Source organism: Pseudomonas sp. NCCP-436, from assembly GCF_019656335.1.
Taxonomy (GTDB): Bacteria; Pseudomonadota; Gammaproteobacteria; order Pseudomonadales; family Pseudomonadaceae; genus Aquipseudomonas.
Genome location: NZ_BPLZ01000002.1, coordinates 12,752 through 38,137 on the forward strand (window position 1 = coordinate 12,752; position 25,386 = coordinate 38,137).

Sequence of the window (25,386 nt, forward strand, 5' to 3'; positions counted from 1 at the left end):
GCCGCCAGTGAGCTTGGTCGTTAGACCCAGCAGAAATATTGAGGTGTCGCATGTTATTAAATGGTGGCCCTATAAATTCAGCTCCACTGAACGGTGCCCCCGTGCTGGCCCGGTTCGACTTACAATCGAAGCAAGGTAAAAAATCAATAATACAGGTCGCCTCCCTAGCTGACCGCGCGCTAATAGAGCGACTACACAAATACCCAAACGATCTTCGAGTAATTGATCGCCGCCTATTTGAAGAAATAGTTGCAGAAATATTTCTCGGATTTGGTTACCAAGTTGAGCTGACACAAAGAACACGCGACGGCGGAAAAGACATAATCGCTGTAAAAGAAACTGAAATAAATCTGCGCTTTCTTATTGAGTGCAAGCGTCCAGACCCAGGAAACGCCATTGGAGTTTCCGCTGTAAGAGAGTTGTACGGTGTAAAAGTCGATGACGGAGCTACCAAGGCTATTCTTGCTACCACAACTCACCTTTCTCAAGACGCGAAAATGTTCATAGAAAAGCATCGTTGGGAGCTGGAAGGCAAAGAGTACGACGGCATCCTAGAGTGGATCTCAAATTATATAAAACAACCAAGCCATTGACCTTCTCGGCTTGGTCTAACAAGTGGTTCAAACCGTTCGCTTCGCTCACTGGGACGGGCTGAAGCCCGCCCCTTAACCAAACGTTGGGCATATAAATGGCTTTCACTCCGATCCAAGCCTCAAAGGCATGCATTCGTCGAAGTCGACGACTACTTGATCTAGCTAATGCAAACTTGCCAGACAATAAAATTAAAAATGACCTCCGGCGATCGGCTCTTGTAATGGCCGTGACTGGCATAGATTCCTATATGCACTGGCTTGTATATCAAAGGCTTTCGGATGTAAGAAAACAAGGCGACCTGCCGAAGTCACTGGCGAAAATCGACCTCCCATTTTCAGAGCTTGCGTCACTGGCCGACGCTACGATTGCAGGCCGAAAAAAGAACCGCACAATACGCCCATGGGTTCAAGTAAAAAATGCAATGCAGCGACGCCTACTCAAAGAAACATTTCAATCGTATGAGCAAGTAGGGAATGCACTGTCACTAGCAGGCATAGATAAAGGATGGTCCCGAACCGCTGAAAAGCTTGGAATAAAATCCGAAGAAATAAAAACAAAATTAAACCATCTGGTACATCGCAGAAATCAAGTTGTCCATGAGGGAGATATAATGCGCGCCTCCCGCCCACAAAAGCTTAAGTACAACGAAATAGCACACGATGACGTAGTGGCTGACGTAAATTGGATCGAAACCCTGATGGCAGCCATAGAGCAAGTCGTTCAGGAGGAAGCTCCCAAGTGATACGCCCAACAAACGGTTCAAGGCAGTTCGCTTCGCTCACTTGGGACCGGCTAAAGCCGGCCCCTTAACCAAACGTTATACATATGGAGAGTGAGATAGCACAATGTCAATTTATCTAACAGCTGTGTCTATTGTGCTCGGCTTTCTTTCGGCAGGAGCGTGGCTTCGGGCAAGCGTTGTGAAAGTAAGTCGCGAAAAGGAAGTCGAGTGGCGTAAGGCCAAAGCGAGGAAGCTGGGCTTAGAACCTAATCTGGCTGGTGTGTCTCTCGATGGATGGGATATGTCCGGAACGTTTCGAGCGCAATCAAGGTGGAATTCGGCCGGCGCTGTCTTAGCCGCAACTTCAATCTCCTGCCAAGCGATTTCGCAGCTGCTGCACAATGTATAACAAGCGCAAGCAGCGGAACAACTTGCCGCTGGCGCTACAAGTTGTCCGCTGTTGCGGACGTTATACCGAGGAAGGAACAGCGCGGTGAGAACGATACTTCTTGGAAATGCCGGTGCTGGTAAAAGCACTCTCTCAAAGAGATTAATTGCCAAACAGCCAGCCGCTCGCCTTTCTCTTGATGAAGTGGCATTTCACAATGGGGCGCAGCGGCGCCCGATCCAAGATAGCATCGCGGATGTAAGACTTTTTATTGCCCATAATGAGAGCTGGATAATTGAAGGCTGTTACGCAGACATCATCGAGCCGATTATGTGCGAGTGTGACGAACTCATTTTTCTGAACCCCGGAGTTGAGATTTGTATCGCTCATTGTCGCGCGCGCCCCTGGGAGCCAGAGAAATTCAGCTCGAAAGAAGAGCAGGATGAAAACTTGGAAAATCTAATCGAATGGGTAGCTGCCTACGACACCCGTTCAGACGAATACGGTCTCCGTCGCCATCGGGCGCTTTACGAGGCGTTCAAGGGGAAAAAGTGTGAGCTCAATCATCCGAGTGAGTATGAATCGGTATAACCATCGCAGGCACGGCGACGTCTTTTCCATGGCGGCTTCGCCCCCATTCCAAAGCCGCGCATGCTGCGGGCGTTATGTGAAAAGCAGTTCACCCTAGAAAACGATCAAGGATCAAGCGGAATGAAGTCAAGACTTAAACTAAAAGATGGCGAAGAGTTGAAACGTATTAGCTCCCGCACCAAGGGCTTTATGGAGGAAACCGATATAATTGAATACCATATTGTGAATAGCGCCGGTGAGGTCGTCGGAACCGTCACGCATACAGACCATACAGCCGTTCGTGGTTTCAAAAGGACTCAGACCGTTGAACAAAAAGACTTGGCTGGTAACACAATTGTTTCAGATTCATGGTAGCGAAGCGGTAACACATAACAAATCGCTCAAGTAAGTTCCGGGCCTGTTGGCCCTCCACCGGACGCGGCTAAAGCCGCGCCGCTTAGCTCAGGCGTTATGTGTGAGCCTGGCGATGGCTCAGACAAGTAAATTAATATCAGGAGTTAACATGCCATATGTAAATATTCAAATAACTAAAGGCGCAACTAAGCAGCAAAAGGCTGCTCTCGTCAAAGATGTAACAGATTCTCTTGTTCGTGTTTTGGGAAAGAAGCCTGAGTATACTCATGTGGTAATACAGGAAATTGAGGAAGAGAATTGGGGATTCTCGGGGTTGCTAACTGATGAATGGAAAAAGCAGCAGACAGATTGACACATAACAAACAAATTTTATCGCCAGCAAAAAGCGCTGGCTGCGACGTCAACCCGCTGCGCGGCTTTCCGCGCTAAATTTGGGCGTTAGGCATTACGGAGAGATTTTCATGATCTGGACTATTTACGCTGCTCTACTTAGCTTGTTCTTCGCATTTCTCACTTTCCGCACCATTCGCCTTAGGCAGCGCTACCGCGTTTCGCTCGGTCACGGAAAGAATCTTCTCCTAATGCGGGCCATCCGCGTCCACGGTAACTTCGCCGAGTACGTGCCGCTCGGACTGCTCCTTATGGCAGCGTCTGAGCAACTGGGTGCGCCGAGTCTGCTGGTTCATTCCCTTGGCAGCCTGTTGGCGCTCGGTCGGCTCGTCCATGCCTACGGAGTGTCGCAGGAGAACGAAGTCTTGCGATTTCGGGTCACTGGCATGGCGCTTACGTGCATCTGTTACGTCCTCGCCGCCGGGTATATCCTGCTTTCAGCGTTTTCTGGTAATGCCTAACAATTCTATATGGACTCTCCCCACAAGTAGTGAGTAAAGCTTTGCTTTTGCACCTATCGTCAGCGCGGTTGCATTCGTATATCCGGCCTGTTCCGGGCTCTTGCGCCCTGGCCATTCTGTAGTTCGCGCAGCGGGGGCCAAGCGTTCAATCGATCACGACGATCATCATTGTTATCGGCCTTGTTCCGCTGCAGGACTCGCCTGTTCCGACAGTGCTGCTCACCACAACCACCAGAAAACCATCACACCTTCCTGATTACCCTCGCCGTCAGGCGGGCTTTACACTCTGCCAATTGCCATTGAAACGCCGCTCGTGACACCACACCGCCCAGCAGATCCGCACCAGTTTGTTGGCCAGGGCCACAGCCGCTTTGTTGTGGCCGATCCGCGCCGCCGTTTCCACCGCCCAGCGCTGCAATTGCGTCAGCTTCTCTGGTGTACGGGCGTGGCAACGTTGTGCCGCCAGCAAGGCTGCACGTGAGCCATGGATCAGTAACGTACGCACATAGATATTGCCCTGTCGGCTGATATGCCCGAGCTTGCGGCTATTGCCGCTGCTGAACTCGCGCGGCGTCATACCCAGCCAGGCGCTCAGGTGCCTGCCGCTGCCAAAGCGCTCGGGCTTGCCAACAGCGGTCGTCAGGGCACTGGCTGTTAGCAGCCCGATGCCGCTGACTTCATCCAGTTTGCGCACGATGTCGTCATCGGCATGCCAGCGCTTGAGCTGTTGTTCGCACTCGGCCATGCACTGTTCGTAGAGGTTGATCTCGGCCAGGACGATATGCAGCAGGCGGCTCAAAGGTGCGACTTCAGGTTGCTCAACCAACTCACTGGCCGCCCGGATGAAAGCGACGGTTGAGGTCGGGGCTTCGATCCACGCTTCACACAGCTTACCGCGCAGCAGGTTGATGCGCTGGGTGCAACTCTTCTTCCTGGTTTCCCGCAGCCCGTGCAGTTGCTGGAGCTGTTGCTGATCACGGCTCTTCACCGACACTGGATGAATGTCGGTACTCCGCTTCCAGCATGGCATTGCAATCATGGCGATCGGCTGTGTTGCAACGGCGATAGGGGCTATTCACTGCTCCAGACAAAGGGCCTGCAAGTGACCATCGTCAATGCCAGAATGGCCACTTTCAACGATTAGCCTTCCGTGCATGAAAATCCTCACGCTGCGTTTGAAGAACCTCAACTCGCTCAAGGGCGAATGGAAGATCGATTTCACTGCCGAGCCCTTTGCCGGTAGTGGTTTGTTCGCCATTACCGGGCCAACCGGTGCGGGCAAGACGACATTGCTCGATGCCATCTGTCTGGCGCTGTATCACCGCACGCCGCGTATGAGCAGCTTGTCGGTTAACGGCAACGAGCTGATGACGCGGCATACCGCCGATTGTCTGGCCGAGGTGGAGTTCGAGGTGAAGGGGCAGGGCTACCGGGCCTTCTGGAGCCAGCGTCGAGCGCGGGACAAAGTGGACGGTGCCTTGCAGGCGCCAAAGGTCGAGCTGGCGCGACTGGCCGATGGCGCAATCCTTACTGACAAGATCCGCGAGAAGGAAAGCCTCACTGCCGAGCTGACCGGTCTGGACTTTGAACGCTTTACCAAGTCAATGCTGCTGGCTCAGGGGGGCTTCGCGGCCTTTCTTGAGGCCAGCGCCAACCAGCGTGCGGAATTGTTGGAGGAACTCACGGGCACCGAGATCTATGGACAGATTTCCCGGCAGGTCTATGAACGCACCAAGTCCGCCGAGCAGGCCCTGAACCTGCTGAAAAGCCGCGCTCAGGGCATGGAGTTGCTGGACCAGGCGCAGCGCGCCGAATTGCAGGCCGAGTTTGAGCGTCTGAGCCGGGAGGAGACGTCGCTATTGCAGCGGCAGCAGGCGTTGCTATTGCAGCGGCGCTGGCGTGAAGCGCTGCAACAGGCCGAGCAGCAACGCGAGCAGGCCCGCCAGGCACTGGAGCAGGCGCAGCAGGCACGCAACGAGGCGTCCACTGATCTGCGGCGTCTGGCTGCCAGTGAGCCGGCTGTGCGGCTACAACCGCTGTATCAGAGCTGGCAGCAGGTGCTGACTGACCGCAGGCAGGCGCAGCAGGTGCTGGCCGATTTGCAGGCGCAACAACGCCAGTGCAGCGCACGTGAGCGTCAGCAACTCTGGTTGGCCAGTTGCTATGCCTGGCAGAGCTTGAGACAGCGTCAGTGCGAGCAAAAACGGCTGGCCGAGCAGCGTGAAGCCGTGCAGGCGCGCCTGAGTGCAGCTCCGCAACAGGCACGGCTGGGCGAGTTGCTGGTTGGCTGGCGTGCGCAGTTCGATCAGCGCGGTCAGCAGCTCAGGGACCGGCAGGCACTGCAGTCCCGTATCGCCCAGGCGCATGAGCAGCTTGCAGGTGTGCAACGGCAACGTGCTCAGTCCGACGCGGAACAGGCGCAGGCAACGGAGCGTCTGGAGCAGGCGCGAAGTCTCGAAGCCAGGCTGCACAGTGAGCTGCAGGTGCTACTCGGCGAGTACGACGAGGCCGGACTGCGTCAGCGCTGGCAACAATTGCAGGTGCAGGGAAGAGCGCTGGATCGTCTGGAGCAATTGGCGCAAAGCCGTGAGAAAGCAGCGGAGCAGCTCGCCGAGCTAGCATCGCGCCTGGCGCAGTTGCAAGCACGGCACACAGCCAGGAACGATGAAATCGCCGCCCTGCGTGAACGCTACAGGGGACTCAGGCTGCAGGTTGCCGACAAGGAAAGGCTGCTGGAGCAGGAGCAGCGCATTCAGGCTCTGGAAACCCATCGTGCCCGTTTGCAGCCGGGGGAGGCCTGCCCATTATGCGGCTCGCACGAGCATCCGGCGGTTCGTCAGTATCAGGCACTCGATGTCTCTGCCACCCGTCAGGCTCTGGAACAGCTTCGCCGTGAGCTGGAGCTGTTGGAGAGCCAGGGGGGCACCCAGCGTGACGAACTGACTCGTCTGGCTACGCAGATCGAGCAGCTCCAGCAGCAGTTGGCGCAGGTGCGGCAGCAGGAGGCTGAGCAGGAAGCGAGTTGGCAGCAGCAACTAGCCGAGCTGGCTTCGCAGGTTGCCGATGGCGCCGCTCTGCGGCAGATGCTGCGCGATCATGAGCAGAGCCTGATGCAGTTGCAGGAGCAAATCGCTGCCGTCGAGAGCAAGCAGGAGCAATTGGTGCAGGCTCGCAGGGCGCGTGAACAGGCCGAACGGGCCTTGGCCGATACGCAGCAGCGTCAGGCTTTGCTTGAGCGCGATGACGAAAACCTGCAGGCCCGTTTGCGCGAACAGGACGAGCAGCTGCAGTTACTGGAGCAGGAGTTGCTGCGTCATGAACAGGCATTGCTGGCCAGCCTCGACGGCTTTGCCACGGCGTTGCCGCCGGATGTCGACAGTTGGCTGGACGAGCAGGCAAGCGCCTGGCGCGACTGGCAGCAGGCCCAGTTGCAGGATCAGCAATTGCAGGATCTGCAGCGCGAGATACAGCGGCTGCTTGCCGAGGCCCAGACCCAGGCAGAGTACTGGCAGCAGCGCTGGCAGAACGATGACGCTCAGGAGCTGGCAGAGCCAGAACTGGCGGAGCAACCTGTGCAGGCCCTGCAGGAGACCATTGAAAGTCTGGCCAGTGCACAGCGCGATGGTGATGCTCTGCGAGGTCGTCTGCTGAGTCAGCAGAGTCTGCTGCAACAGCTTGAGCAGCGCCTGAGGGAAACCGAACTGCGTTGGCAAGAGGCGCTGGCTGCCAGCCCGTTCAGCGATCTGCCGGCATTTCTTGCCGCACTGCTCGACGAGAGCGAGCGGGCGCGCCTGATGGATCTGCAGACACGCCTGCAGCAGGCTCTCACCGAGGCGACAACATTGCTGACCGCTGCCGAAGCGCAATTGCACGATCTCAAGGCCGCGCCGCAGACCGAACTGACGCTGGCACAGCTGGACGAGCAGTTGCAGGCGCTACAGCTGACACTGCGCGAGCTGAGCCAGCGTCAGGGCGAACTGCGCGCACAGCTGCAGGCCGATGATGCGCGGCGCAGCAGCCAGCAGGCGCTGTTTGCCGAGATTGAAACCCAGCAGAGCGAGTGTGCGCTCTGGCAGCAGCTCAACGGTCTGGTCGGTTCGGCCGATGGCGCCAAGTTCCGCAAGTTCGCCCAGGGGCTGACCCTCGACCACCTGATCCATTTGGCCAACCGCCAGTTGGCGCGGTTGCACGGGCGCTACCAATTGGCACGCAAAGGCAGCGGCGAGCTGGAGCTGGAGGTACGGGATACCTGGCAGGCGGACGTGGCTCGCGATTGCCGCACGCTGTCCGGTGGTGAAAGTTTCCTGGTCAGTCTGGCCCTGGCCCTGGCATTGTCTGATCTGGTCAGCCACAAGACCAGCATCGACTCGCTGTTCCTTGACGAGGGTTTCGGTACGCTGGATGGCGAGACGCTGGAGATAGCACTGGATGCGCTGGATAACCTCAATGCCAGCGGCAAGACCATCGGCGTGATCAGCCATGTCGAGGCAATGAAAGAGCGGATTCCCGTGCAGTTGCGGGTTCACAAGGGCGTTGGCCTTGGTTACAGCCGGCTTGACGCACGTTTTGCAGTGAAGGAAGGAGCGTAGTGATGCTGATGCAAGCGAAGGATTCCACCCTGCTGGTGATTGATCTGCAGGAGCGTCTGCTGCCGGCTATCGACGGCGGTTCGGCAGTGCTGGAGCAGGCAACCTGGCTGGTGCGGGTAGCGCAGCAGTTGCAGGTTCCGATCATCGCCACCGAGCAATATCCCAAAGGGCTCGGCACTACTGCTGCAGGGCTGCGTGAGCTGCTGCCGGACGAAGGTTTGCGCGAGAAGATCCATTTCTCGGCTGCTGCTGGTGCCGGGCTGTTCGACCTGCCGGGCGGCGAGCGTCGGCAGTTCATTGTCTGTGGCGCGGAAACTCATGTCTGCGTGCTGCAGACGGTACTCGAGCTGCTGGCAGTCGGCCGCGAGGTGTTCGTGGTTGATGAGGCTGTCGGTTCCCGGCGGCCACGTGACAAGGCTTTGGGGGTGGCGCGGATGGAGCGGGCCGGAGCGGTAATCGTGTCGCGGGAGATGGTGGCCTTCGAGTGGCTGGAGCAGGCCGGCACCGACCGTTTCCGCGCCATCAGCCGCGAATTTATCCGTTAATGGGTTTGCTTAGGGGGTGAGTGGAAGCGGGCTGTAGTAACCGGCCTGCAGGTCGTCGAAGTACTGCTGGTAACGTCCGCTTTGGCGGAACTGCTGCAGGCGGGCATCGAAACGCTGACGCAGTGCGTTGCTTTGCTCCAGACGCCGGGGCAGCAGCAGGTAGCTGAGGTTGACCAGCAGCGGACGCGGATGATGGGTGATGCGTTCGGCTTCCTCGGCGGAGAACTCGTTGCGCAGAGCGGCATAGCCGACATTGAGTTCCTGCGGGTAGAGCACCACACGCTCCTTGAGCAGCTTCTCGAAGTTTTGCCGGTCGCTGGAAACGCGCTCCATGCGTACCCGGCCGCTTTCGAGGTAGACGTCAAAGTCGGTGCCATAGCTGTATTCCAGCCCGCCGCCCAGAAGCATGCCGTCCAGATCTTCGAAGCGCTGCCAGTCGAACGGCTGGCTTTTGAGGTGAAAGAACACGAACTGCTCATTCAGCAGCGGTTTGCTGAAGAGAAAGTCCTGTTCGCGATCCTGCTTGTGCATCCAGACTGCCGTGGCGTCGTATTTTCCGGCGGCCGCTTCGGCATAGGCACGTGGCCAGGGCAGAAAACTGAACTCTACCCGGTAGCCCTCCTCGGCCAGAAGGTCGCTGATCAGATGCGCGACCGGCCCTTGGTGAATGAGCCGGGCCGACAGATAGGGCGGCCATTCGCCCGCGCTGATGCGTATCAGCGGTTGCTCTGCCGCGTGAGGCGCGCCACTGCATAGCAATACCGTCAATAGTAACAACAGGCGCTGGAACATCCGATAACCCCAGGAGATGTAATGCCAAACAAGTGGAACTCTAGCTTTTCTTGCAGCCCATTCCCAGCCAATGAGTGAGTGCCGGGCTGAAGTCTGTCCAGCCGCTGGCAATCAGCTTATGCTGCGCAACCGGCATGTCGTCGGCTCCGGTCGTAGTCGTCAGCTTTCCCGACGCCCTGGCTGGGGCGATGCTGCCTTCCTGTCTGTGTCCGTTCGGATGAATCGTGCATGACCTTTGCTGCCTGGCTGACCCTCGGCCTGTTTATTTTCACCTACCTGGGCATGGCGGCCGGTGGTATACGCGGTCTGCGCGTCGATCGTAGCTGGATAGCCTGCTGTGCCGCTGTGCTGTTGCTGGTCAGCGGTGCGTTGAGCATGCAGGAGGCCGCCCGTCACCTGGATGCCGGTGCGCTGTTGCTGCTGCTGGCGCTAATGCTGATTTCGGCGCAGTTCGATTTTTCCGGAGTCTATGCCTGGCTCAACCGCTGCCTGAATCATCAGGCCGGGCAGCCAGCCATGCTGCTGTTTGGTGTGGTGCTGCTGGGTGGCTTTCTGTCGGCGATTCTGGTCAACGATATCGTCGCCTTCGCTCTGACCCCGCTGTTGTGCCGCAGCCTGCTGCTGCGCGGGCTGGATCCGCGGCCGTTTCTCATTGCTCTGGCGCTGGCCTGCAACGCCGGCTCCAGTGCCAGCCTGATCGGCAATCCGCAAAATATCCTGATTGGCCAAGCCGGAGGGTTGGATTTCTGGGGTTATGTCGCGGTGGCTGGGCCGCCGGCGCTGGCCGCCATGGCGATCGTCTATGCGGTGGTCTGGCTGCAGTGGCGCAATCGCTGGGGCATACCACAACCGGCAGTGGAACAGGAGGCCGAGGTGGAGCGTATCTACGGGCCGCGCAGCTACCTCAAGCCGCTGCTGGCCAGCCTCGCGCTGCTTGGGTTGTTTGCCACGGCGCTGCCGCGCGAGCTGTCGGCGCTGCTGGTGGCAGTACTGGTGATGGTGTCGCGACGTGTCGACAGCCGCGATTATGTCTACAAGGTGGACTGGAACCTGTTGTTGTTGTTCACCGGCCTGTTCCTTGTCAGTGGTGCCGCACTGCAGTTGCCGGAGATGGCTCGTGGTGCGGCCTGGCTGGCTGAACACGGGCTGCTGCCGGAAGGCGTCTGGTCGCTGGCTGGGCTGTCCTTGCTGGCCGGCAACCTGATTGGCAACGTGCCTTTCGTGGTGCTGTTGCTGGGGCTGCTGCCAGAGCTGTCGCACGAGCTGCTGATCGGCCTGGCGGTGATGTCCACCCTGGCCGGCAACCTACTGCTGATCGGCAGTGTGGTCAACCTGATCGTCGCCGAGGGAGCAAAGCGTCAGGGCGTGCACCTGGGCTTTGTCGACTACGCACGCAGTGGTGTGCCGGTGACATTGCTGAGCATGGCGTTGGCCGGACTTTGGCTGGTTGCTGGCGGCTGGCTGCTCTGGTAGTTCAGCGTTCGACCAGCCAGGTTCGGCGTTGCTCGCTGTTCTGGAACGTCCAAGCCACCAGGCGGCTGCGTTTCTGTCCCTGGGACATGCCCAGTACCCGTACCTCGCAGGCTTTGGCCTGCTCCAGCCAGCGCTGCAGCAACTCCACATTGCCACCCTTGGATACCAGGCTGGTGAACCACAGCACCTGTCCGGCGACCGCCACGCTCTCGCTGGCCATGCGTTTGAGGAAGGCAGCCTCGCCACCCGGGCACCACAACTCGGCTGCCTGGCCGCCAAAGTTCAGTTGCGGCAGTTTGCGCCTGGGGTCGAGCTTGCCGAGGTTGCGCCACTTGCGCGTGCTGCCGCTGGTTGCTTCGGCAGCAGAGGTGTGGAAGGGCGGATTGCACAAAGTCAGGTCGAAGCGTTCGTCGGGTTGCAGCAGGCCAAGCAATATATGCGCGGCATCTTCCTGTCGGCGCAGTTCGATGGCCCCGTGCAGTTGCGTGTTTCCCTGAACAATGGCGCGTGCCGAGGTCAGGGCTGCCTCGGCGATGTCTGCACCGACGAAGTGCCAGCCATATTCGCAGTGACCAATCAGCGGGTAGATGCAGTTGGCACCGACGCCGATATCCAGGGCGCGAAACGAACCTCCACGGGGAATGCTTCCATCCAGGTCGCTGGCCAGCAGATCGGCCAGATTGTGCAGGTAATCGGCCCGACCGGGAATCGGCGGGCACAGGTAGCCTTCGGGAATGTCCCAGTATTCGATGCCGTAGTACTGGCGCAGCAGGGCGCGGTTAAACACCCGGACGGCGGCCGGATCCGCGAAATCGATGCTCGGCTTGCCGTAGGGATTGGTGATGACGAAGCGGCCCAGCTCCGGGCTGAGGCGGATCAGCGCGGGGAAATCATAGAGCCCCTGATGGCGGTTGCGCGGATGCAGCTGCCCTTTGGCCGGCGCGGTCTTGATGGCAGGTGGTGCGGGTTTGCGTGGGCGTTTTGGTGGTTTCTGCATGGCGGGCATCCGGTGGCTCAAGGGCGGAATTTTCCCATGCTTTGCGGTGCTTTGCAGGGGCTTGTGCCGCGCCCCGGCCAGCGGGGCGGGCGCAGCTGGCTTAGAGCGGATAGAGCAGGGGCACCAGTAGCACGGTGATGAGCATCACAAGCAGGGTGAAGGGCACGCCGACCCGCACAAAGTCGCCAAAGCGATACTGGCCCGGCCCGAGCACCAGGGTGTTTACCGGCGAGGAGATCGGTGTCATGAAGGCGGCTGAGGCCGCCAGCGCCACGGTCATGGCAAAGGGGTAGGGCGAGACGCCAAGGGTCTGTGCCGTGGCAATGGCTACCGGGCCCATGAGTACTGCAGTGGCGGTGTTGGAGATAAACAGCCCGATCAGCGCGGTGGCGGCGAACAGGCTGGCAAGCAGGGCGTAGGGGCCGGCGTCGCCTAACAGGGCGACCAGCCCGTGTACTGCCAGGTCGATGCCGCCGGTCTGTTGCAGCGCCTGGGCGAAGGGCAGCATGCCGACAATCAGGATCAGCGTCGGCCAGTGTATCGAGCGATAGGCGCTGTCCAGGTCGATGCAGCGGAAAGCCCCCATCAACAGGCAGGTGATCAGCGCGGCAAGCACGTTGGAAACCACGCCGCTGACCATCAGCACGATCATCAGCAGCAGGCTGAGCAGGGCATAGGGAGCCTTGCGCGCTGCCGGTGCCACTTCGTCTACTTCGGCCGGCAGGCTCAGTACCAGAAAGTCGCGGCTTAAGCCTTGCAGATGATGGATCGCTTTCCAGTCCCCTGCTACCAGCAGGGTGTCGGAGGACTTCAGCCGTTCATCCACCAACACGCCCTCAAGAGCCACGCCCTGTCGGCGCAGGCCTACCACGTTGAGTTTGTGCCGGGTGCGGAAGCCGACTTCCTGGATGGTCTTGCCCAGCAGCTTCGATTCCGGTGGCAGCGCCACTTCCGCCAGGCCCAGCTGGTGGGCGTGTACGCTGTAGTAGGAACTCGGCAGCGGCATCGGCTCCAGTCCCAGGTTCTGGTAAATGCCAAGCAGGGCGATGGATGGGCTGATCAGGTCGATCAGCAGCACGTCGCCCGGCTGCAGCTGGGTGTTGCCAGTGGCCATCAGCAACAGGTTGCGAAACTTGCCCTGGCGCTCCACGGCGATCACGTTGATGCCGTATTGGCGGCGTAGCTCCAGCTCGTTGAGAGGTTGTCCGGCCAACGGCGAGTGGGGCATTACCCGCAGGCGACGTTCGCGCTCTTCCAGCCGGTAGTCGCGCGCCAGATCAGCCAGGGTCAGGCGCGCCGTGGCGGCTTCGCCGGTAGTGTCCGGGCGCTGCAGCCAGTGACGGGTCAGCAGCATGTAGACCACGCCCAGGGTGAGGATGGCCAGCCCTATGGGGGTCATGCTGAAGAAGCCGAAACCATCGAGGCCGGCACGGCGTAGCTCGGCATGTACCACCAGGTTGGGGGCAGTGGCGACCAGAGTCAGCATGCCGCTGATCAATCCGGCGAAGGCCAGCGGCATCATCAGGCGTGCTGGCGAGATGTTCAGCCGCGCAGCCACACCCAGCGCCACCGGGATAAAGATGGCCACCACTCCGGTGGAACTCATAACCGAACCGAGACCGGCTGCCGCCAGCATCAGCAGGATCAGCAGGCGGGTCTCGCTGTTGCCGGCGGTTTTCACCAGCCAGTCGCCAAGGCGGTAGGCGATGCCGGTACGTACCAGTCCGGCGCCGATGACAAATAGCGCGGCAATCAGGATCACGTTGGGATCGCTGAAGCCGGCCAGTGTCTGCTGCACGCTGAGTACGCCGGTCAATGGCAGAGCGACCAGCACCAGCAGCGCCACCACATCCATGCGTGGTCGGCCGATGATGAAAAGAGCAACGGCTCCGACGAGCAGGGCCAGGGTGCAGAGCAGATCGGGAGACATGGAATTTCCTCGGGAGTGCGCCCGTATGGTTTCAGGGGTAACCCAGAGTGGCCTTGATCTGCTGCAGTTGTCCGCTGATCCACTGCGGATTGATCGGCCCCCAGTCGTGGATGCGGTAGTGGCCGGAGTTGTTGCGTTCTCCGCCTGCCTGCTCGAAGCGGCAGTCTATATCCAGCTCGGCCAGGGCGGCGAGCGTGTCCTGTGCGGTGCGCCGGGGCATGCCGGTCGCGGCCATCAACGCCGGTACGCTGGTGGCACTACCGCTGTCGATCAGCCAGGCCACGTACAGGCGGCGATAGAAGCTGGTTCGGGTCTTGCTGACTTCCATATCGGTGTCCTTGCGGCTTAAAGGCTCAGGCGGGCGGCGCGGCGGCGCAGGGTGCGGTGACGGCTGTTGAAGAAGAATTGCAGCAGTGGGCGTACGAGCATCGTAGGCAACAGAGGATCTATGGTCAGCTCGTCGGTCAGGCGGGTGCCGTCCGCGAGCACCTCGATACGTCGCGCATGGCGCCAGCGGCGCATAAAGGTGGTGGGTGACTGCTCTACCAGACTGACGCCCGGATTGAGCGATTGCAGGGTTAGCTGGCAGGTGCCAATGGGGATGATCCCGAACAGCCACAGCCAGCTGGTAAACAGCGGCTGACCCGGTTCGAACGGCAGATCCTCAAGATTGCACAGGCCCTTGGGCAGGCTCATCCACAGCCAGGGGTGCATCTCGGCGCGCAGACTGCGAACATCGGTGATCCAGCGCCAGACGCATTGCGGGTCGGCGGGCAGGGTGGAGGTAAAGCTCAGTTTCAGGGTCATGGCGCAATGAGCGCGATAGGCTCCAGTTACACCGCCGGCGGCGGCTGACAAGGGGTCATCCTGCCAGTCTCTGCCGCCGAGGTGAAGGGGGTGAGGGGCTTTAGCAGGCCGCCGGGCGTTTCAGCTCAGCAGCAGAGCGTCGTCAGCCAGTTTTTCGCCTCGCACCTTCTCGAACATCTGCAGCAGATCCGGTACATCCAGGCCCTTGCGCTGCTCGCCGGAAACGTCCAGCACCACCTGGCCCTGGTGCAGCATCACCGTGCGGTCACCGACATCCAGCGCCTGGCGCATGCTATGGGTCACCATCATGGTGGTGAGCTTTTTCTCGGCCACGATGCGTGCAGTCAGTTGCAGGACGAAGTCCGCGGTGCGCGGGTCGAGCGCTGCGGTGTGCTCGTCGAGCAGCAGGATGCGCGAGGGTTGCAGCGCTGCCATCAGCAGGCTTACGGCCTGGCGCTGACCGCCTGAGAGAAGGCCGATGCGGTCGGAAAGGCGATTTTCAAGGCCCAGACCAAGGGTCGCCAGGCTTTCACGAAAGCCCTCGCGCATCGAGGCGCGCACGGCTCGGGACAGCCCTCGGCGCTGGCCGCGCAACTGAGCAAGAGCCATGTTTTCCTCGATGGTCAGGTCTTCGCAGGTACCGGCCATGGGATCCTGGAATACCCGGGCCACGCGCTGTGCACGACTCCACACCGGTAGCCGGGTGACGTCCACGTCGTCGATCAGGATGCGCCCGCTGTCTACTGCCAGGTTGCCGGAGACGGCGTTGAGGAAGGTGGACTTGCCGGCGCCGTTGGTACCGATCACGGTGACGAACTGTCCGCTCGGAATATCCAGTGACAGGCCCTGAAGGGCGCGGGTCTCGATCGGGGTGCCGGCGTTGAAGGTGATTCTGAGGTTCTGGGCACTGAGCATCAGACATTCCTCCTGCGGGCCAGGCGTTTTTTCAGCAGCGGGATGACCAGCGCCACTACCACCAGCACAGCGGTAATCAGGTTCAGATCCTGAGCCTGCAGGCCAATAAAGTCGCTATTGAGCGCCAGGGCGATAAAGAAGCGGTAGACGATGGCGCCGATGATGACAGCCAGCGTCAGGTAGAAGAGCCGACGGGCCGGCAGGATGCTTTCGCCGACGATCACAGCGGCCAGGCCAATGACGATGGTGCCGATGCCCATGGAAATATCGGCACCACCCTGGGTCTGGGCGAACAGCGAGCCGGCCAGAGCCACCAGACCGTTGGAAATGGCCATGCCGAGGATGACCATGGCGCCGGTATTGACGCCCTGGGCGCGGGCCATGCGCGGGTTGGAGCCGGTAGCGCGGATGGCCAGTCCTTGCTGGGTGGAGAAGTAGGCGTCCAGTGCCAGCTTGGCGCCGATCACGACCACCAAGAGGATCAATGGGCGCAGTACGTAATCGCTCAGCCACTCTGGCTGCAGCACGCTGAATATGGTGGGTTCCATAATCAGTGGGATATTCGGCCGGCCCATGATGCGCAGGTTGATCGAATACAGGGCGATCATCATCAGGATGCTGGCCAGCAGATCCATGATCTTCAGGTGAACGTTGAGTACAGCGGTGAGCACGCCAGCCATTGCACCGGCGGCCGTGGCAATCAGCGTGGCGAGAAAGGGATCGGTGCCGTTGGCAATGAGTACGGCGCATACCGCGCCGCCGAGAGGGAAGCTGCCGTCGACGGTAAGATCAGGAAAGCGCAGCAGGCGGAAGGAAATGAACACGCCGAGCGCCACCAGGCTGAAGATCAGGCCAATCTCGAAGGCACCGAACAGGGAGAAAAGGGACATAGGAGTGACCTAACGGGTGAATGAAACAACGCGTCGTGCCGTCGCTAGTGCCCCGGCACGACGCATCGCCGATCCGTCATTCGATGACTTCGGCAGCCGAGTCCAGAAGTTCCTGACTCAGGGTGACACCTTGACGCTTGGCAGCGCTGAGGTTGAGGTACAGGCTGAGATTTTCGCTGGCTTCCGGCTTGATGTCGCCGGGCTTTTCACCAGCCAGCACGCGCAGGGCCATGCGCCCGGCTTGCTTGCCATGCTCGTAATAGTCCAGGCCGAGAGCCGCGATGGCACCGCGCTTGACGCTGTCGGTGTCGGAGGCAATCAGCGGGGTGCGGGTGTCATTGCCGACCTTGACCAGAGACTCATATGCCGACACCACATTGTTGTCGGTGCTGGTATAGATCACGTCCACCTTGCCTACCAGGCTGCGTGCTGCACTGCCCACGTCAACCGAGCGCGGTGCGGCTGCTTCGATCAGGCTCATGCCCATGCCCGGCAGCATTTCCTTGAGCTGGCGAACCACCACTGCCGAGTTGGCTTCGCCCGGGTTGTAGACCATGCCGACGCGGGTGGCATTGGGCAGCACACGCTTGATCAGCGCCATCTGCTGTTCCAGTTCCAGGCGATCGGACACGCCACTGACGTTGGTGCCGGACGCTTCCCAGCTGCTGACCAGTTGAGCTTCGATCGGATCGGTGACGGCACTGAACAGTACCGGAGTGGTGCGGGTAGCGGCCACCAGCGCCTGGGAGGACGGCGTGGCAATGCCAATGATCACGTCCGGGCGGTCGCCGACGAACTTGCGGGCGATCTGCGCAGCTGTGCCGGTGTTGCCTTGAGCACTCTGGTACTGCCATTTGAGGTTTTCACCTTCACGGTAGCCGCCTTCTTCCAGAGCGGCCTTGATACCGTCGCGCACCGAGTCCAGGGCCGGATGCTCGACAATGGCGGTAACCGCCACGGACTTCTGTTCGGCCGAGAACGTGGTGTTGGGCAGACCCAGGGCTAAGGTAATGGCGGCCAGGGGTAGCAGTTTGTGCAGTTGCAGCATTGAGCGTCTCCTTCGGGCTGGTAGGCCTGATCCTCTGCTCGGCCCGGGGGATGACAGAGCCGTGCGTCGCTTGCTTTGCTCCCGGCCGTTTGCGACCGGGAACCTGATTTACCGTTACAAAGTGGCTGTCAGAGGCTGGCGATCTTCTCGCGTTGCCCGGTCAGCTTGGCCAGTGCCTGTTCGGCCTCGGCCAGCTTGGTACGCTCCTTTTCCAGTACCTCGGCCGGGGCCTTGGCGACGAAGCCTTCGTTGGCCAGCTTGCCGCCGACCCGCTTGACCTCGCCCTCCAGGCGAGCGATTTCCTTGTCCAGACGAGCCAGCTCGGCATCCTTGTCGATCAGCCCGGCCATCGGTACCAGTACCTGCATTTCGCCGACCAGCGCAGTGGCGGACAGCGGCGCTTCTTCGCCTGCGGCCAACACGCGCACCGACTCGAACTTGGCCAGCTTGTTCAGCAACGGCTCGAAGTCTGCCAGACGACGCAGATCATCGTCATTGGCGTTGGCGACAACGATGTCGATGCGCTTGGCCAGGGAAATCTTCATTTCGCCACGGATCTGACGCACGCCGAGCATCAACTGCTTGACCCACTCGATGTCGTCTTCGGCGGCCGGATCAATGCGGCTTTCATTGGCCACCGGCCAGGGTTGCAACATGATGGTGTCGCCACTGACGCCGGCCTGCCCCTTGATGCGTTGCCAGATTTCCTCGGTGATGAAGGGCATGAACGGGTGCGCCAGGCGCAGTATCACCTCGAGTACGCGTACCAGGGTACGGCGGGTGCCGCGCTGGCGCTCGATGGGGGCGTTCTCGTCCCACAGTACCGGCTTGACCAGCTCCAGGTACCAGGCGCAGTACTCATCCCAGATGAATTCGTAGAGGGCCTGGGCCGCCATGTCGAAGCGGAAACCGTCGAGATGACGAGTTACGTCCTGCTCGCAGCGCTGCAGGGCGGAGATGATCCAGCGGTCGACCGGCGACAGTTCCACCGGCTCGCCATTGATGCCGGTGTCCTTGCCGTCAGTGTTCTCGGTGACGAAGTTGGCGGCGTTCCACAGCTTGTTGCAGAAGTTGCGGTAGCCTTCGACACGGCCCATGTCGAACTTGATATCACGACCGGTGGAGGCCAGTGCCAGGTTGGTGAAGCGCAGGGCGTCGGTGCCGTAGGCGGCAATGCCATCCGGGAATTCGGCGCGGGTCTGCTTGGCGATCTTCTCTGCCAGCTTCGGCTGCATCATGCCGGTGGTGCGCTTGGCCACCAGGGTTTCCAGGTCGATACCGTCGACGATATCCAGCGGGTCGAGGACGTTGCCCTTGGACTTGGACATCTTCTGGCCCTGGGCATCGCGCACCAGACCGTGGACGTAGACGGTCTTGAACGGGATCTCGCCCATCAGGTGGGTCGACAGCATGATCATCCGGGCAACCCAGAAGAAGATGATGTCGAAGCCGGTAACCAGCACGTCGGTGGGGTGGAAGGTCTTGAGGAACTCTGTCTGCTGCGGCCAGCCGAGGGTGGAGAAGGTCCACAGCCCGGAGCTGAACCAGGTGTCGAGCACGTCCTCGTCCTGACGTAGCGGAGTGTCACCCAGGTTGTGCTTGGCGCGCACCTCGGCCTCGTCGCGGCCGACGTATACGTTGCCGGCTTCGTCGTACCAGGCCGGGATGCGGTGGCCCCACCACAGCTGACGGCTGATGCACCAGTCCTGGATGTCGCGCATCCAGCTGAAGTACATGTTCTCGTACTGCTTGGGTACGAACTGGATCTCGCCGCTTTCGACCACGGCGATGGCTTTTTCCGCCAGCGGCTTGGTGGAAACGTACCACTGGTCGGTCAGCCAGGGTTCGATCACTGTGCCGGAACGGTCGCCCTTCGGCACTTTCAGGGCGTGCTCCTCGATTTTTTCCAGCAGGCCGGCAGCCTCGAAGTCGGCGACGATCTGCTTGCGCGCTTCGAAGCGATCAAGGCCGGCGTACTTGGACGGCAGGCCGCCATCGATGTCCGGATTGACGCTGCCGTCGAGGTTGAACACCTGGGCTGTAGCCAGTACGGCAGCGTTTTTGTCGAAGATGTTGATCAGCGGCAAGTTGTGGCGCTTGCCGACTTCATAGTCGTTGAAGTCGTGCGCAGGGGTGATTTTCACGCAGCCGGTGCCGAATTCCGGATCGCAATAATCGTCGCCGATGATCGGGATGCGCCGGCCCACCAGCGGCAGGTCGATATAGCTGCCAATCAGGGCCTTGTAACGTTCATCCTCCGGGTGCACGGCCACGGCGGCATCGCCGAGCATGGTTTCCGGACGGGTGGTGGCGACAATCAGGTAGTCCTTGCCGTCGGCAGTCTTCTTGCCGTCAGCCAGCGGGTAGCGCAGGTTCCAGAGGCTGCCTTTCTCGTCGTGGTTTTCTACTTCCAGATCCGAGATGGCAGTGTGGAACTTGGTGTCCCAGTTGACCAGACGCTTGCCGCGATAGATCAGACCATTCTCGTGCAGGCGCACGAAGGCTTCCTTGACCGCCTCGGAAAGACCTTCGTCCATGGTGAAGCGCTCGCGCGACCAGTCCACTGAGCTGCCCAGGCGGCGGATTTGCCGGGTGATGGTGCCGCCGGACTGCTCCTTCCATTCCCAGACCTTTTCCAGGAACTTTTCGCGGCCAAGGTCATGGCGACCGATGCCTTCGGCAGCCAGTTGACGCTCCACCACCATCTGGGTGGCGATGCCGGCATGGTCGGTGCCCGGCTGCCACAGAGTCTTGCGGCCCTGCATGCGACGGAAACGGATCAGGCAGTCCATGATCGAGTTGTTAAAACCATGGCCCATGTGCAGGGTGCCGGTGACATTCGGCGGCGGGATCATGATGGTGTAGGGCTCGCCCGAGCCCTGCGGGGCGAAGTAGCCCTTCTCCTCCCAGTTCTTGTACAGGGCGGTTTCAATGGCGTGCGGCTGGTAGGTCTTGTCCATGCGCGGCGGGACCCTTATGGCGGCTAATCGGAAAAGCCGGCAAGTATAACGGGGTTCAAGGGCATGGCGTAAGGGCAGTGCGCCGGTGTCGGAGCAATGGCTGCAGGCGTGGACAAGATGTGTGCGTTCGGCTCGGAGGCTTTCTTTAGCCTTTGCGCGGTGGCTGTAGGCGCTGCAGCCGGGCCTCAAGGCGGCGCTTGAGTTCGGCCTCGATCTGCGGCACGAAGTCATCGATCACGTCCTGCAGGATTAGCTGGGCAGCCGAACGCAGCTCGCTGTCGAGCTGTTGCAGTGCCGGCCTCTCGACGAGACGTGCGTTCAGACCGGCTGCCAGAGGTGGGGAGTATGGCGTGGCAGCAGAAACCGGCGTCGGGGCCGGTTGCGCCGGTGGTACGGGCTTCGCCTCAAGCTCGGGGGGCAGGCTGACGATATCCGACAGCACCGGAATGCTGTCCGGATCCAGTGAGTCGATCAGCAGTGGCGGTTGCTGGTTGTCCTGATCCAGCAGTTCGCGAATCGATTCAAGATCGTTCAGCAGTTGGGTCGGTTTATGCGGCGGCTTGGGGATGTCCATGGCAGTCGGCAGTGCAGGGGTGGGGCGGGGCTGGCCAGTATTCTGAACGGCGCCCGGTGCTAAAGTTCGACTCGCTTGGGATCATACCCGCGCTGACGGTAGCTGAGGAAATTCTCGCGGCAGGCCTGCAACAGCTCGGGCTCCTGGTTGACGATTTCGATGATCCGGGCGAAGCGCTCGACATGTGGCGACAGATTGCTGGCCAGGTTGATCAGTACGCCCTGTGGCTGCGCTGGTGGCTCGTCGGTGCCAATCACCACCGGCGACAGGGGCGTTTCGCGGTGCAGGTCATGAGGGACGAAGCGTTCGGCACGGAACTGCCAGAGCAATTCGTTCAGCTCCTCGCAATGTGCCTCGTCGCAGCCGCGCAGGAATACCGGCAGGCCGGCAATCCAGGCCTTCAGCGCCAGGGCGGCAGCGGCACGCTGGCGGCTGGCCTGGTCACTGCTGGAGAGCACATAGAACTCGATTCTGGGCATGGTGGTTCCGGGGCGGAAGATGAAAACCGGCGGCTGCCTGTGGCGCGCCGCCGGTAGTCAGGTCAGGCTTTGGCGCGATCCAGCAGGTACTGAGTCAGCAGCGGTACCGGGCGGCCAGAGGCACCCTTGTCCTTGCCACCGCTGATCCAGGCGGTGCCGGCCACGTCGAGGTGGGCCCAGTGGTAGTTCTTGGCGAAGCGCGAGAGGAAGCAGCCGGCGGTGATGGTGCCTGCCTTCGGCCCGCCGATGTTGGCGATGTCAGCGAAGGGGCTGTCCAGTTGCTCCTGGTACTCATCGTGCAGCGGCAGTTGCCAGGCACGGTCGTCGGCGCTCTCGCCGGCCTTGAGGATCTGCTTGACCAGTGCGTCGTTGTTGCCCATCAGGCCGGAGACGTTGCTGCCCAGGGCGACGATGCAGGCGCCTGTAAGAGTGGCGATATCGATCACCGCCTGCGGCTTGAAGCGCTCGGCATAGGTCAGGGTATCGCACAGTACCAGACGGCCTTCGGCGTCGGTGTTGAGGATCTCGACGGTCTGCCCGCTCATGGTGGTGACGATGTCGCCAGGACGGGTGGCGCGGCCGCTGGGCATGTTTTCGGCGCAGGCCAGCAGGCAGACCAGATTGATCGGCAGCTGCAGCTCCAGCACGGCCTTGAGGGTGCCGAACACGCTGGCGGCGCCGCACATGTCGTACTTCATCTCGTCCATGCCGGCAGCCGGCTTGATGCTGATGCCGCCGGTATCGAAGGTGATGCCTTTGCCCACCAGGGCGAAGGGCTTGTCGTCTTTCTTGCCGCCCTGGTAGTGCATGACGATCAGGCGTGGCGGCTGCTCGCTGCCCTGGGCCACGGCGAGGAAGGCACCGGCGCCAAGCTCCTTGAGTTTCTTCTCGTCGAGAATCTCGACCTTGAGGTTTTTGTGCGCCTTGCCCAGAGCCCGGGCCTCTTCAGCCAGGTAGCTCGGGTGGCAAAGGTTTGGCGGCAGGTTGCCCAGATCCTTGGTGAATGCCATCCCGCTGGCGATTGCCCGGGCATGCTGCAGGGCACGCTCGGCTTCGGCCTGCTCGGCCTTGGCGACGGCCAGGCTGACTTTTTTCAGGGCGCGCGGATCCGATTTCTGGCTCTTGAAGCGCTCAAACTGGTAGCTGCAGTCAGCCAGGGTTTCGGCGATCAGGCGGATCTTGCCGTAGGTATCGCGGCCTTTGACTCGCAGTTCGTTCAGCGTCAGCAGCGCGTCGCTCCCGCCCAGGTTCCGGAGTACCCCGTAAACGCTGGTCACCAGCTTGCGCAACTGACGGTCAGACAGATCACCCTTGCCGGCGCCAACCAGCAGTACGCGTTCGGCCTTCAATCCTGGCAGATCGTGCAGTAGCAGGGTCTGGCCCGGCTTACCGGCAATGTCGCCGCGCTTGAGAATGGCCGACAGGGCCCCGCCGCTTGCAGTATCCACGGCCTTGGCTGCGTCCCCCTGCTTGCGCCCTTCGCCGATGGCGACGACCAGGGTAGCGGTTTTCAGGGTTTCAGGACGGGTGGTTTTGACGAGGAATTCCATATGAGCTGTCCCCAAGACAAAGAGTCGGCTTTGACGGATAATGACCGCCATTTTTCGAGGGCCCACCCTGAGTGGGCCGGCACGTAGGTGCGGCTAGTTTGAGCGCTCGCGCCTGAGCCTGACAACCCTGGAGCCTCCGGTTTGATTGTCTTTCGCTACCTTTCCCGCGAAGTGCTGGTGACCCTGAGTGCGGTAAGTGCCGTACTGCTGGTAATCATCATGAGTGGTCGTTTCATCAAATACCTGGCTCAGGCGGCACAGGGAGTTCTTGATCCGGGAGTGCTGTTCCTGATCATGGGTTACCGGATTCCCGGTTTTCTACAACTGATTCTGCCGCTGGGACTGTTCCTCGGCATCTTGCTGGCCTACGGGCGCATGTATCTGGACAGTGAGATGACGGTGCTCTCGGCCACGGGGGTAAGCCAGCAGCGCCTGACCCTCTACAGTATGGCGCCGGCGCTGCTGGTGGCGGTGCTGGTGGCCTGGCTCAGCCTGGGCCTGGCGCCGCAGGGAGTGGCCAGTGTGACCCGCATCCTCAATGAGCAGGATGCGTTGACCGAGCTCGATACCCTGGTGCCTGGGCGTTTCCAGTCGATGAAGGACGGCTCGCGGGTGACCTATTCGCAAGACCTGTCGGCGGATCGCAGCGAGTTGCGCGGCGTGTTCATGTCGGAAAAACGCATGAGTGCCAACAAGCGTGACGCCCGTGGCATTACGGTGCTGGTGGCCGAAAGTGGCCGTCAGGAAATCCAGGCGGATGGCAGCAGATATCTGATTCTGGAAAATGGCTATCGTTACGACGGTGAACCGGGCGAAGCCGACTACCGCATCATTCGCTACGATACCTACGGCGTGCTGTTGCCCAAGCCGGAAGTGGCGCTGGAGGCCAACGAGCGCGAAGCCATGCCGACGCGTGACCTGATTGGCAGCAATGACCGGCGCATGCAGGCTGAGTTGCAATGGCGTCTGTCGATTCCCCTGCTGGTTTTCGTGGTGACGCTGTTGGCCGTACCGCTGTCGCGGGTCAATCCGCGGCAGGGGCGCTTCCTCAAGCTGTTGCCGGCCATTTTCCTTTATATGGCCTACCTTGGCCTGCTGATCGCGGCGCGCGGTGCCATCGACAAGGGCCAACTGTCGCCGGTACTGGGTATGTGGTGGGTGCACGGCATCTTCCTGGCAATTGGCCTGTTACTGCTGTACTGGGAGCGCCTGAGTCTCTGGCGAGCCAGCCGTCGCGCACTGGAGGTGGCTCATGGCTAAGCTCGACCGCTATATCGCCACTCAGGTATTCCTGGCCATCCTGGCGGTGCTGGGGATCATCCTGAGCCTGTCACTGCTGTTCGCCTTCATTGATGAGTTGGGCGACCTGAACAAGGGTGATTACGGCCTCGGACAGGTGTTCTGGTACATCCTGCTCACCGCCCCTAGGCGCGCCTATGAGATGTTGCCGATGGCGGCGCTGATCGGCTGTCTGATCGGCCTGGGTTCTCTGGCCAGCAGCAGTGAGCTGACCATCATGCGCGCGGCCGGTGTTTCCACCGGGCGCATCGTCTGGGCGGTAATGAAGCCGATGCTGGTAGTGATGCTGGCGGGCATTCTGATCGGCGAATATGTTGCTCCTCTAACCGAGCGGCAGGCTCAGGCGGACCGAGCCCTGGCACAGGGCGGTGGCAAGGCGCAGACCGCCAAGCGCGGGCTCTGGCATCGACAAGGGCAGGAGTATGTGCATATCAACGCCGTGCAGCCCAACGGCGTGCTGCTGGGGGTGACGCGCTACCGCTTCGACGACGAGCGTCGTCTGGAGCTGGCCAGCTTTGCCCGCCGCGCGGAATTTGCAGGTGACCACTGGGTGCTTTACAGGGTGGAGAACACCTACCTGCATGAAGATCGTAGCGAAGTGGTCAAGCGTACCAAGGAGCGTTGGGACATCGAGCTCAATCCGGATCTGCTTGGTACCGTGGTGATGGAACCAGAGTCGCTTTCGGTGACTGGTCTGTGGCAGTACATCCACTATCTGGCCGAGCAGGGCCTGAACAACGCCCGCTACTGGCTGGCCTTCTGGACCAAGGTGCTGCAGCCACTGGTCACTGCGGCACTGGTACTGATGGCGATTTCCTTCATCTTCGGCCCGTTACGTTCGGTGACCCTCGGTCAGCGTGTGTTTACCGGCGTACTGGTGGGTTTTGTGTTCCGCATCGCCCAGGATCTGCTTGGTCCTTCGAGCCTGGTATTCGGCTTTTCGCCGTTGCTGGCGGTGCTGGTGCCGGCCGGAACTTGTGCCCTGGCCGGGGCCTGGTTGCTACGCCGCGCCGGCTGATGCCGGCCCGGTTGCTGGGCA

23 protein-coding genes and 1 pseudogene are annotated in these 25,386 nt (G+C 60.8%); 11 read left to right on the plus strand and 13 right to left on the minus strand.

Annotation, left to right across the window (positions count from 1 at the left end; genetic code table 11):
• The first annotated feature begins 50 nt into the window (after window positions 1–50).
• The 6 genes from NCCP436_RS02095 (at window position 51) to NCCP436_RS02120 (ending at window position 3,499) form a co-directional block, all read left to right on the plus strand.
• The gene (locus NCCP436_RS02095; protein WP_220802147.1) at window positions 51–593 is read left to right on the plus strand and encodes a restriction endonuclease; all 543 of its coding nucleotides are present in this window, start codon (window positions 51–53) and stop codon (window positions 591–593) included.
• 95 nt (window positions 594–688) lie between these two features.
• Window positions 689–1,336 (plus strand): HEPN domain-containing protein, encoded by a 648-nt coding sequence (locus NCCP436_RS02100; protein ID WP_220802148.1) that lies wholly within the window; start codon window positions 689–691, stop codon window positions 1,334–1,336.
• Window positions 1,337–1,808: 472 nt separating this feature from the next.
• Entirely contained in the window at window positions 1,809–2,294 is a 486-nt protein-coding gene (locus NCCP436_RS02105) for a hypothetical protein (RefSeq protein WP_220802149.1), read from the plus strand.
• A gap of 120 nt (window positions 2,295–2,414) precedes the next feature.
• The gene (locus NCCP436_RS02110; RefSeq protein ID WP_220802144.1) at window positions 2,415–2,648 is read left to right on the plus strand and encodes a hypothetical protein; all 234 of its coding nucleotides are present in this window, start codon (window positions 2,415–2,417) and stop codon (window positions 2,646–2,648) included.
• 100 nt (window positions 2,649–2,748) lie between these two features.
• Entirely contained in the window at window positions 2,749–3,000 is a 252-nt protein-coding gene (locus tag NCCP436_RS02115) for a 4-oxalocrotonate tautomerase family protein (protein WP_259651429.1), read from the plus strand.
• A 109-nt stretch (window positions 3,001–3,109) separates the two neighbouring features.
• Window positions 3,110–3,499 (plus strand): MAPEG family protein, encoded by a 390-nt coding sequence (locus tag NCCP436_RS02120; RefSeq protein WP_028914760.1) that lies wholly within the window; start codon window positions 3,110–3,112, stop codon window positions 3,497–3,499.
• 268 nt (window positions 3,500–3,767) lie between these two features.
• Here NCCP436_RS02120 and NCCP436_RS02125 read toward each other — a convergent pair.
• Window positions 3,768–4,569, minus strand: a pseudogene (locus tag NCCP436_RS02125) (IS110 family transposase); the annotation flags it as partial.
• 84 nt (window positions 4,570–4,653) lie between these two features.
• Between NCCP436_RS02125 and NCCP436_RS02130 the strand changes: the two are divergent.
• Window positions 4,654–8,088: an AAA family ATPase gene (locus NCCP436_RS02130; protein ID WP_220802150.1), complete on the plus strand. Its 3,435-nt coding sequence runs from the start codon at window positions 4,654–4,656 to the stop codon at window positions 8,086–8,088.
• A 2-nt stretch (window positions 8,089–8,090) separates the two neighbouring features.
• Window positions 8,091–8,633 carry a hydrolase gene (locus NCCP436_RS02135; RefSeq protein ID WP_220802151.1) on the plus strand — a complete coding sequence of 181 codons (543 nt, stop codon included), beginning with the start codon at window positions 8,091–8,093 and terminating at the stop codon, window positions 8,631–8,633.
• 9 nt (window positions 8,634–8,642) lie between these two features.
• Here NCCP436_RS02135 and NCCP436_RS02140 read toward each other — a convergent pair whose 3' ends face one another.
• Window positions 8,643–9,425 carry an ABC transporter substrate-binding protein gene (locus NCCP436_RS02140; protein ID WP_220802152.1) on the minus strand — a complete coding sequence of 261 codons (783 nt, stop codon included), beginning with the start codon at window positions 9,423–9,425 and terminating at the stop codon, window positions 8,643–8,645.
• Between the two features lie 228 nt (window positions 9,426–9,653).
• Here NCCP436_RS02140 and NCCP436_RS02145 point away from each other — a divergent pair, with 228 nt between their 5' ends.
• On the plus strand, window positions 9,654–10,898 hold the full coding sequence (locus NCCP436_RS02145; RefSeq protein WP_220802153.1) for an SLC13 family permease: 1,245 nt from the start codon (window positions 9,654–9,656) through the stop codon (window positions 10,896–10,898).
• A gap of 1 nt (window position 10,899) precedes the next feature.
• On the opposite strand, the gene rlmF is transcribed toward NCCP436_RS02145, so the two are convergent.
• From rlmF to NCCP436_RS02200, 11 genes are all read right to left on the minus strand, one after another.
• Complete coding sequence (gene rlmF / locus NCCP436_RS02150) at window positions 10,900–11,895, minus strand: 23S rRNA (adenine(1618)-N(6))-methyltransferase RlmF (protein WP_220802154.1); 996 nt, start codon at window positions 11,893–11,895, stop codon at window positions 10,900–10,902.
• 100 nt (window positions 11,896–11,995) lie between these two features.
• Window positions 11,996–13,825: an SLC13 family permease gene (locus NCCP436_RS02155; protein WP_220802155.1), complete on the minus strand. Its 1,830-nt coding sequence runs from the start codon at window positions 13,823–13,825 to the stop codon at window positions 11,996–11,998.
• 31 nt (window positions 13,826–13,856) lie between these two features.
• The gene (locus NCCP436_RS02160; protein ID WP_220802156.1) at window positions 13,857–14,153 is read right to left on the minus strand and encodes a helix-turn-helix domain-containing protein; all 297 of its coding nucleotides are present in this window, start codon (window positions 14,151–14,153) and stop codon (window positions 13,857–13,859) included.
• Window positions 14,154–14,170: 17 nt separating this feature from the next.
• Complete coding sequence (locus NCCP436_RS02165) at window positions 14,171–14,683, minus strand: hypothetical protein (protein WP_220802157.1); 513 nt, start codon at window positions 14,681–14,683, stop codon at window positions 14,171–14,173.
• A 69-nt stretch (window positions 14,684–14,752) separates the two neighbouring features.
• A complete protein-coding gene (locus NCCP436_RS02170) occupies window positions 14,753–15,547 on the minus strand; it encodes an ABC transporter ATP-binding protein (RefSeq protein WP_220802158.1) in 795 nt (264 codons plus the stop codon).
• Window positions 15,547–16,437, minus strand: coding sequence for an ABC transporter permease (locus tag NCCP436_RS02175; RefSeq protein ID WP_220802159.1), 891 nt, complete (start codon window positions 16,435–16,437; stop codon window positions 15,547–15,549). Before NCCP436_RS02175 ends, NCCP436_RS02170 begins: the two co-directional genes overlap by 1 nt.
• Before the next feature lie 76 nt (window positions 16,438–16,513).
• Window positions 16,514–17,485 carry an ABC transporter substrate-binding protein gene (locus NCCP436_RS02180; RefSeq protein ID WP_220802160.1) on the minus strand — a complete coding sequence of 324 codons (972 nt, stop codon included), beginning with the start codon at window positions 17,483–17,485 and terminating at the stop codon, window positions 16,514–16,516.
• 128 nt (window positions 17,486–17,613) lie between these two features.
• Complete coding sequence (locus tag NCCP436_RS02185) at window positions 17,614–20,445, minus strand: valine--tRNA ligase (RefSeq protein WP_220802161.1); 2,832 nt, start codon at window positions 20,443–20,445, stop codon at window positions 17,614–17,616.
• A 145-nt stretch (window positions 20,446–20,590) separates the two neighbouring features.
• Entirely contained in the window at window positions 20,591–21,019 is a 429-nt protein-coding gene (locus tag NCCP436_RS02190; protein WP_220802162.1) for a DNA polymerase III subunit chi, read from the minus strand.
• Between the two features lie 59 nt (window positions 21,020–21,078).
• Window positions 21,079–21,498: a DNA polymerase III subunit chi gene (locus tag NCCP436_RS02195; RefSeq protein WP_220802163.1), complete on the minus strand. Its 420-nt coding sequence runs from the start codon at window positions 21,496–21,498 to the stop codon at window positions 21,079–21,081.
• A gap of 62 nt (window positions 21,499–21,560) precedes the next feature.
• Window positions 21,561–23,048: a leucyl aminopeptidase gene (locus NCCP436_RS02200; RefSeq protein ID WP_220802164.1), complete on the minus strand. Its 1,488-nt coding sequence runs from the start codon at window positions 23,046–23,048 to the stop codon at window positions 21,561–21,563.
• A 141-nt stretch (window positions 23,049–23,189) separates the two neighbouring features.
• Between NCCP436_RS02200 and lptF the strand changes: the two genes are divergently transcribed.
• Window positions 23,190–24,308, plus strand: a complete 1,119-nt coding sequence (gene lptF, locus NCCP436_RS02205) for an LPS export ABC transporter permease LptF (protein WP_220802165.1) — start codon at window positions 23,190–23,192, stop codon at window positions 24,306–24,308.
• Window positions 24,301–25,365, plus strand: a complete 1,065-nt coding sequence (gene lptG, locus NCCP436_RS02210; RefSeq protein ID WP_220802166.1) for an LPS export ABC transporter permease LptG — start codon at window positions 24,301–24,303, stop codon at window positions 25,363–25,365. The genes lptF and lptG overlap by 8 nt, the downstream gene beginning before the upstream one ends.
• Window positions 25,366–25,386 lie beyond the last annotated feature (21 nt).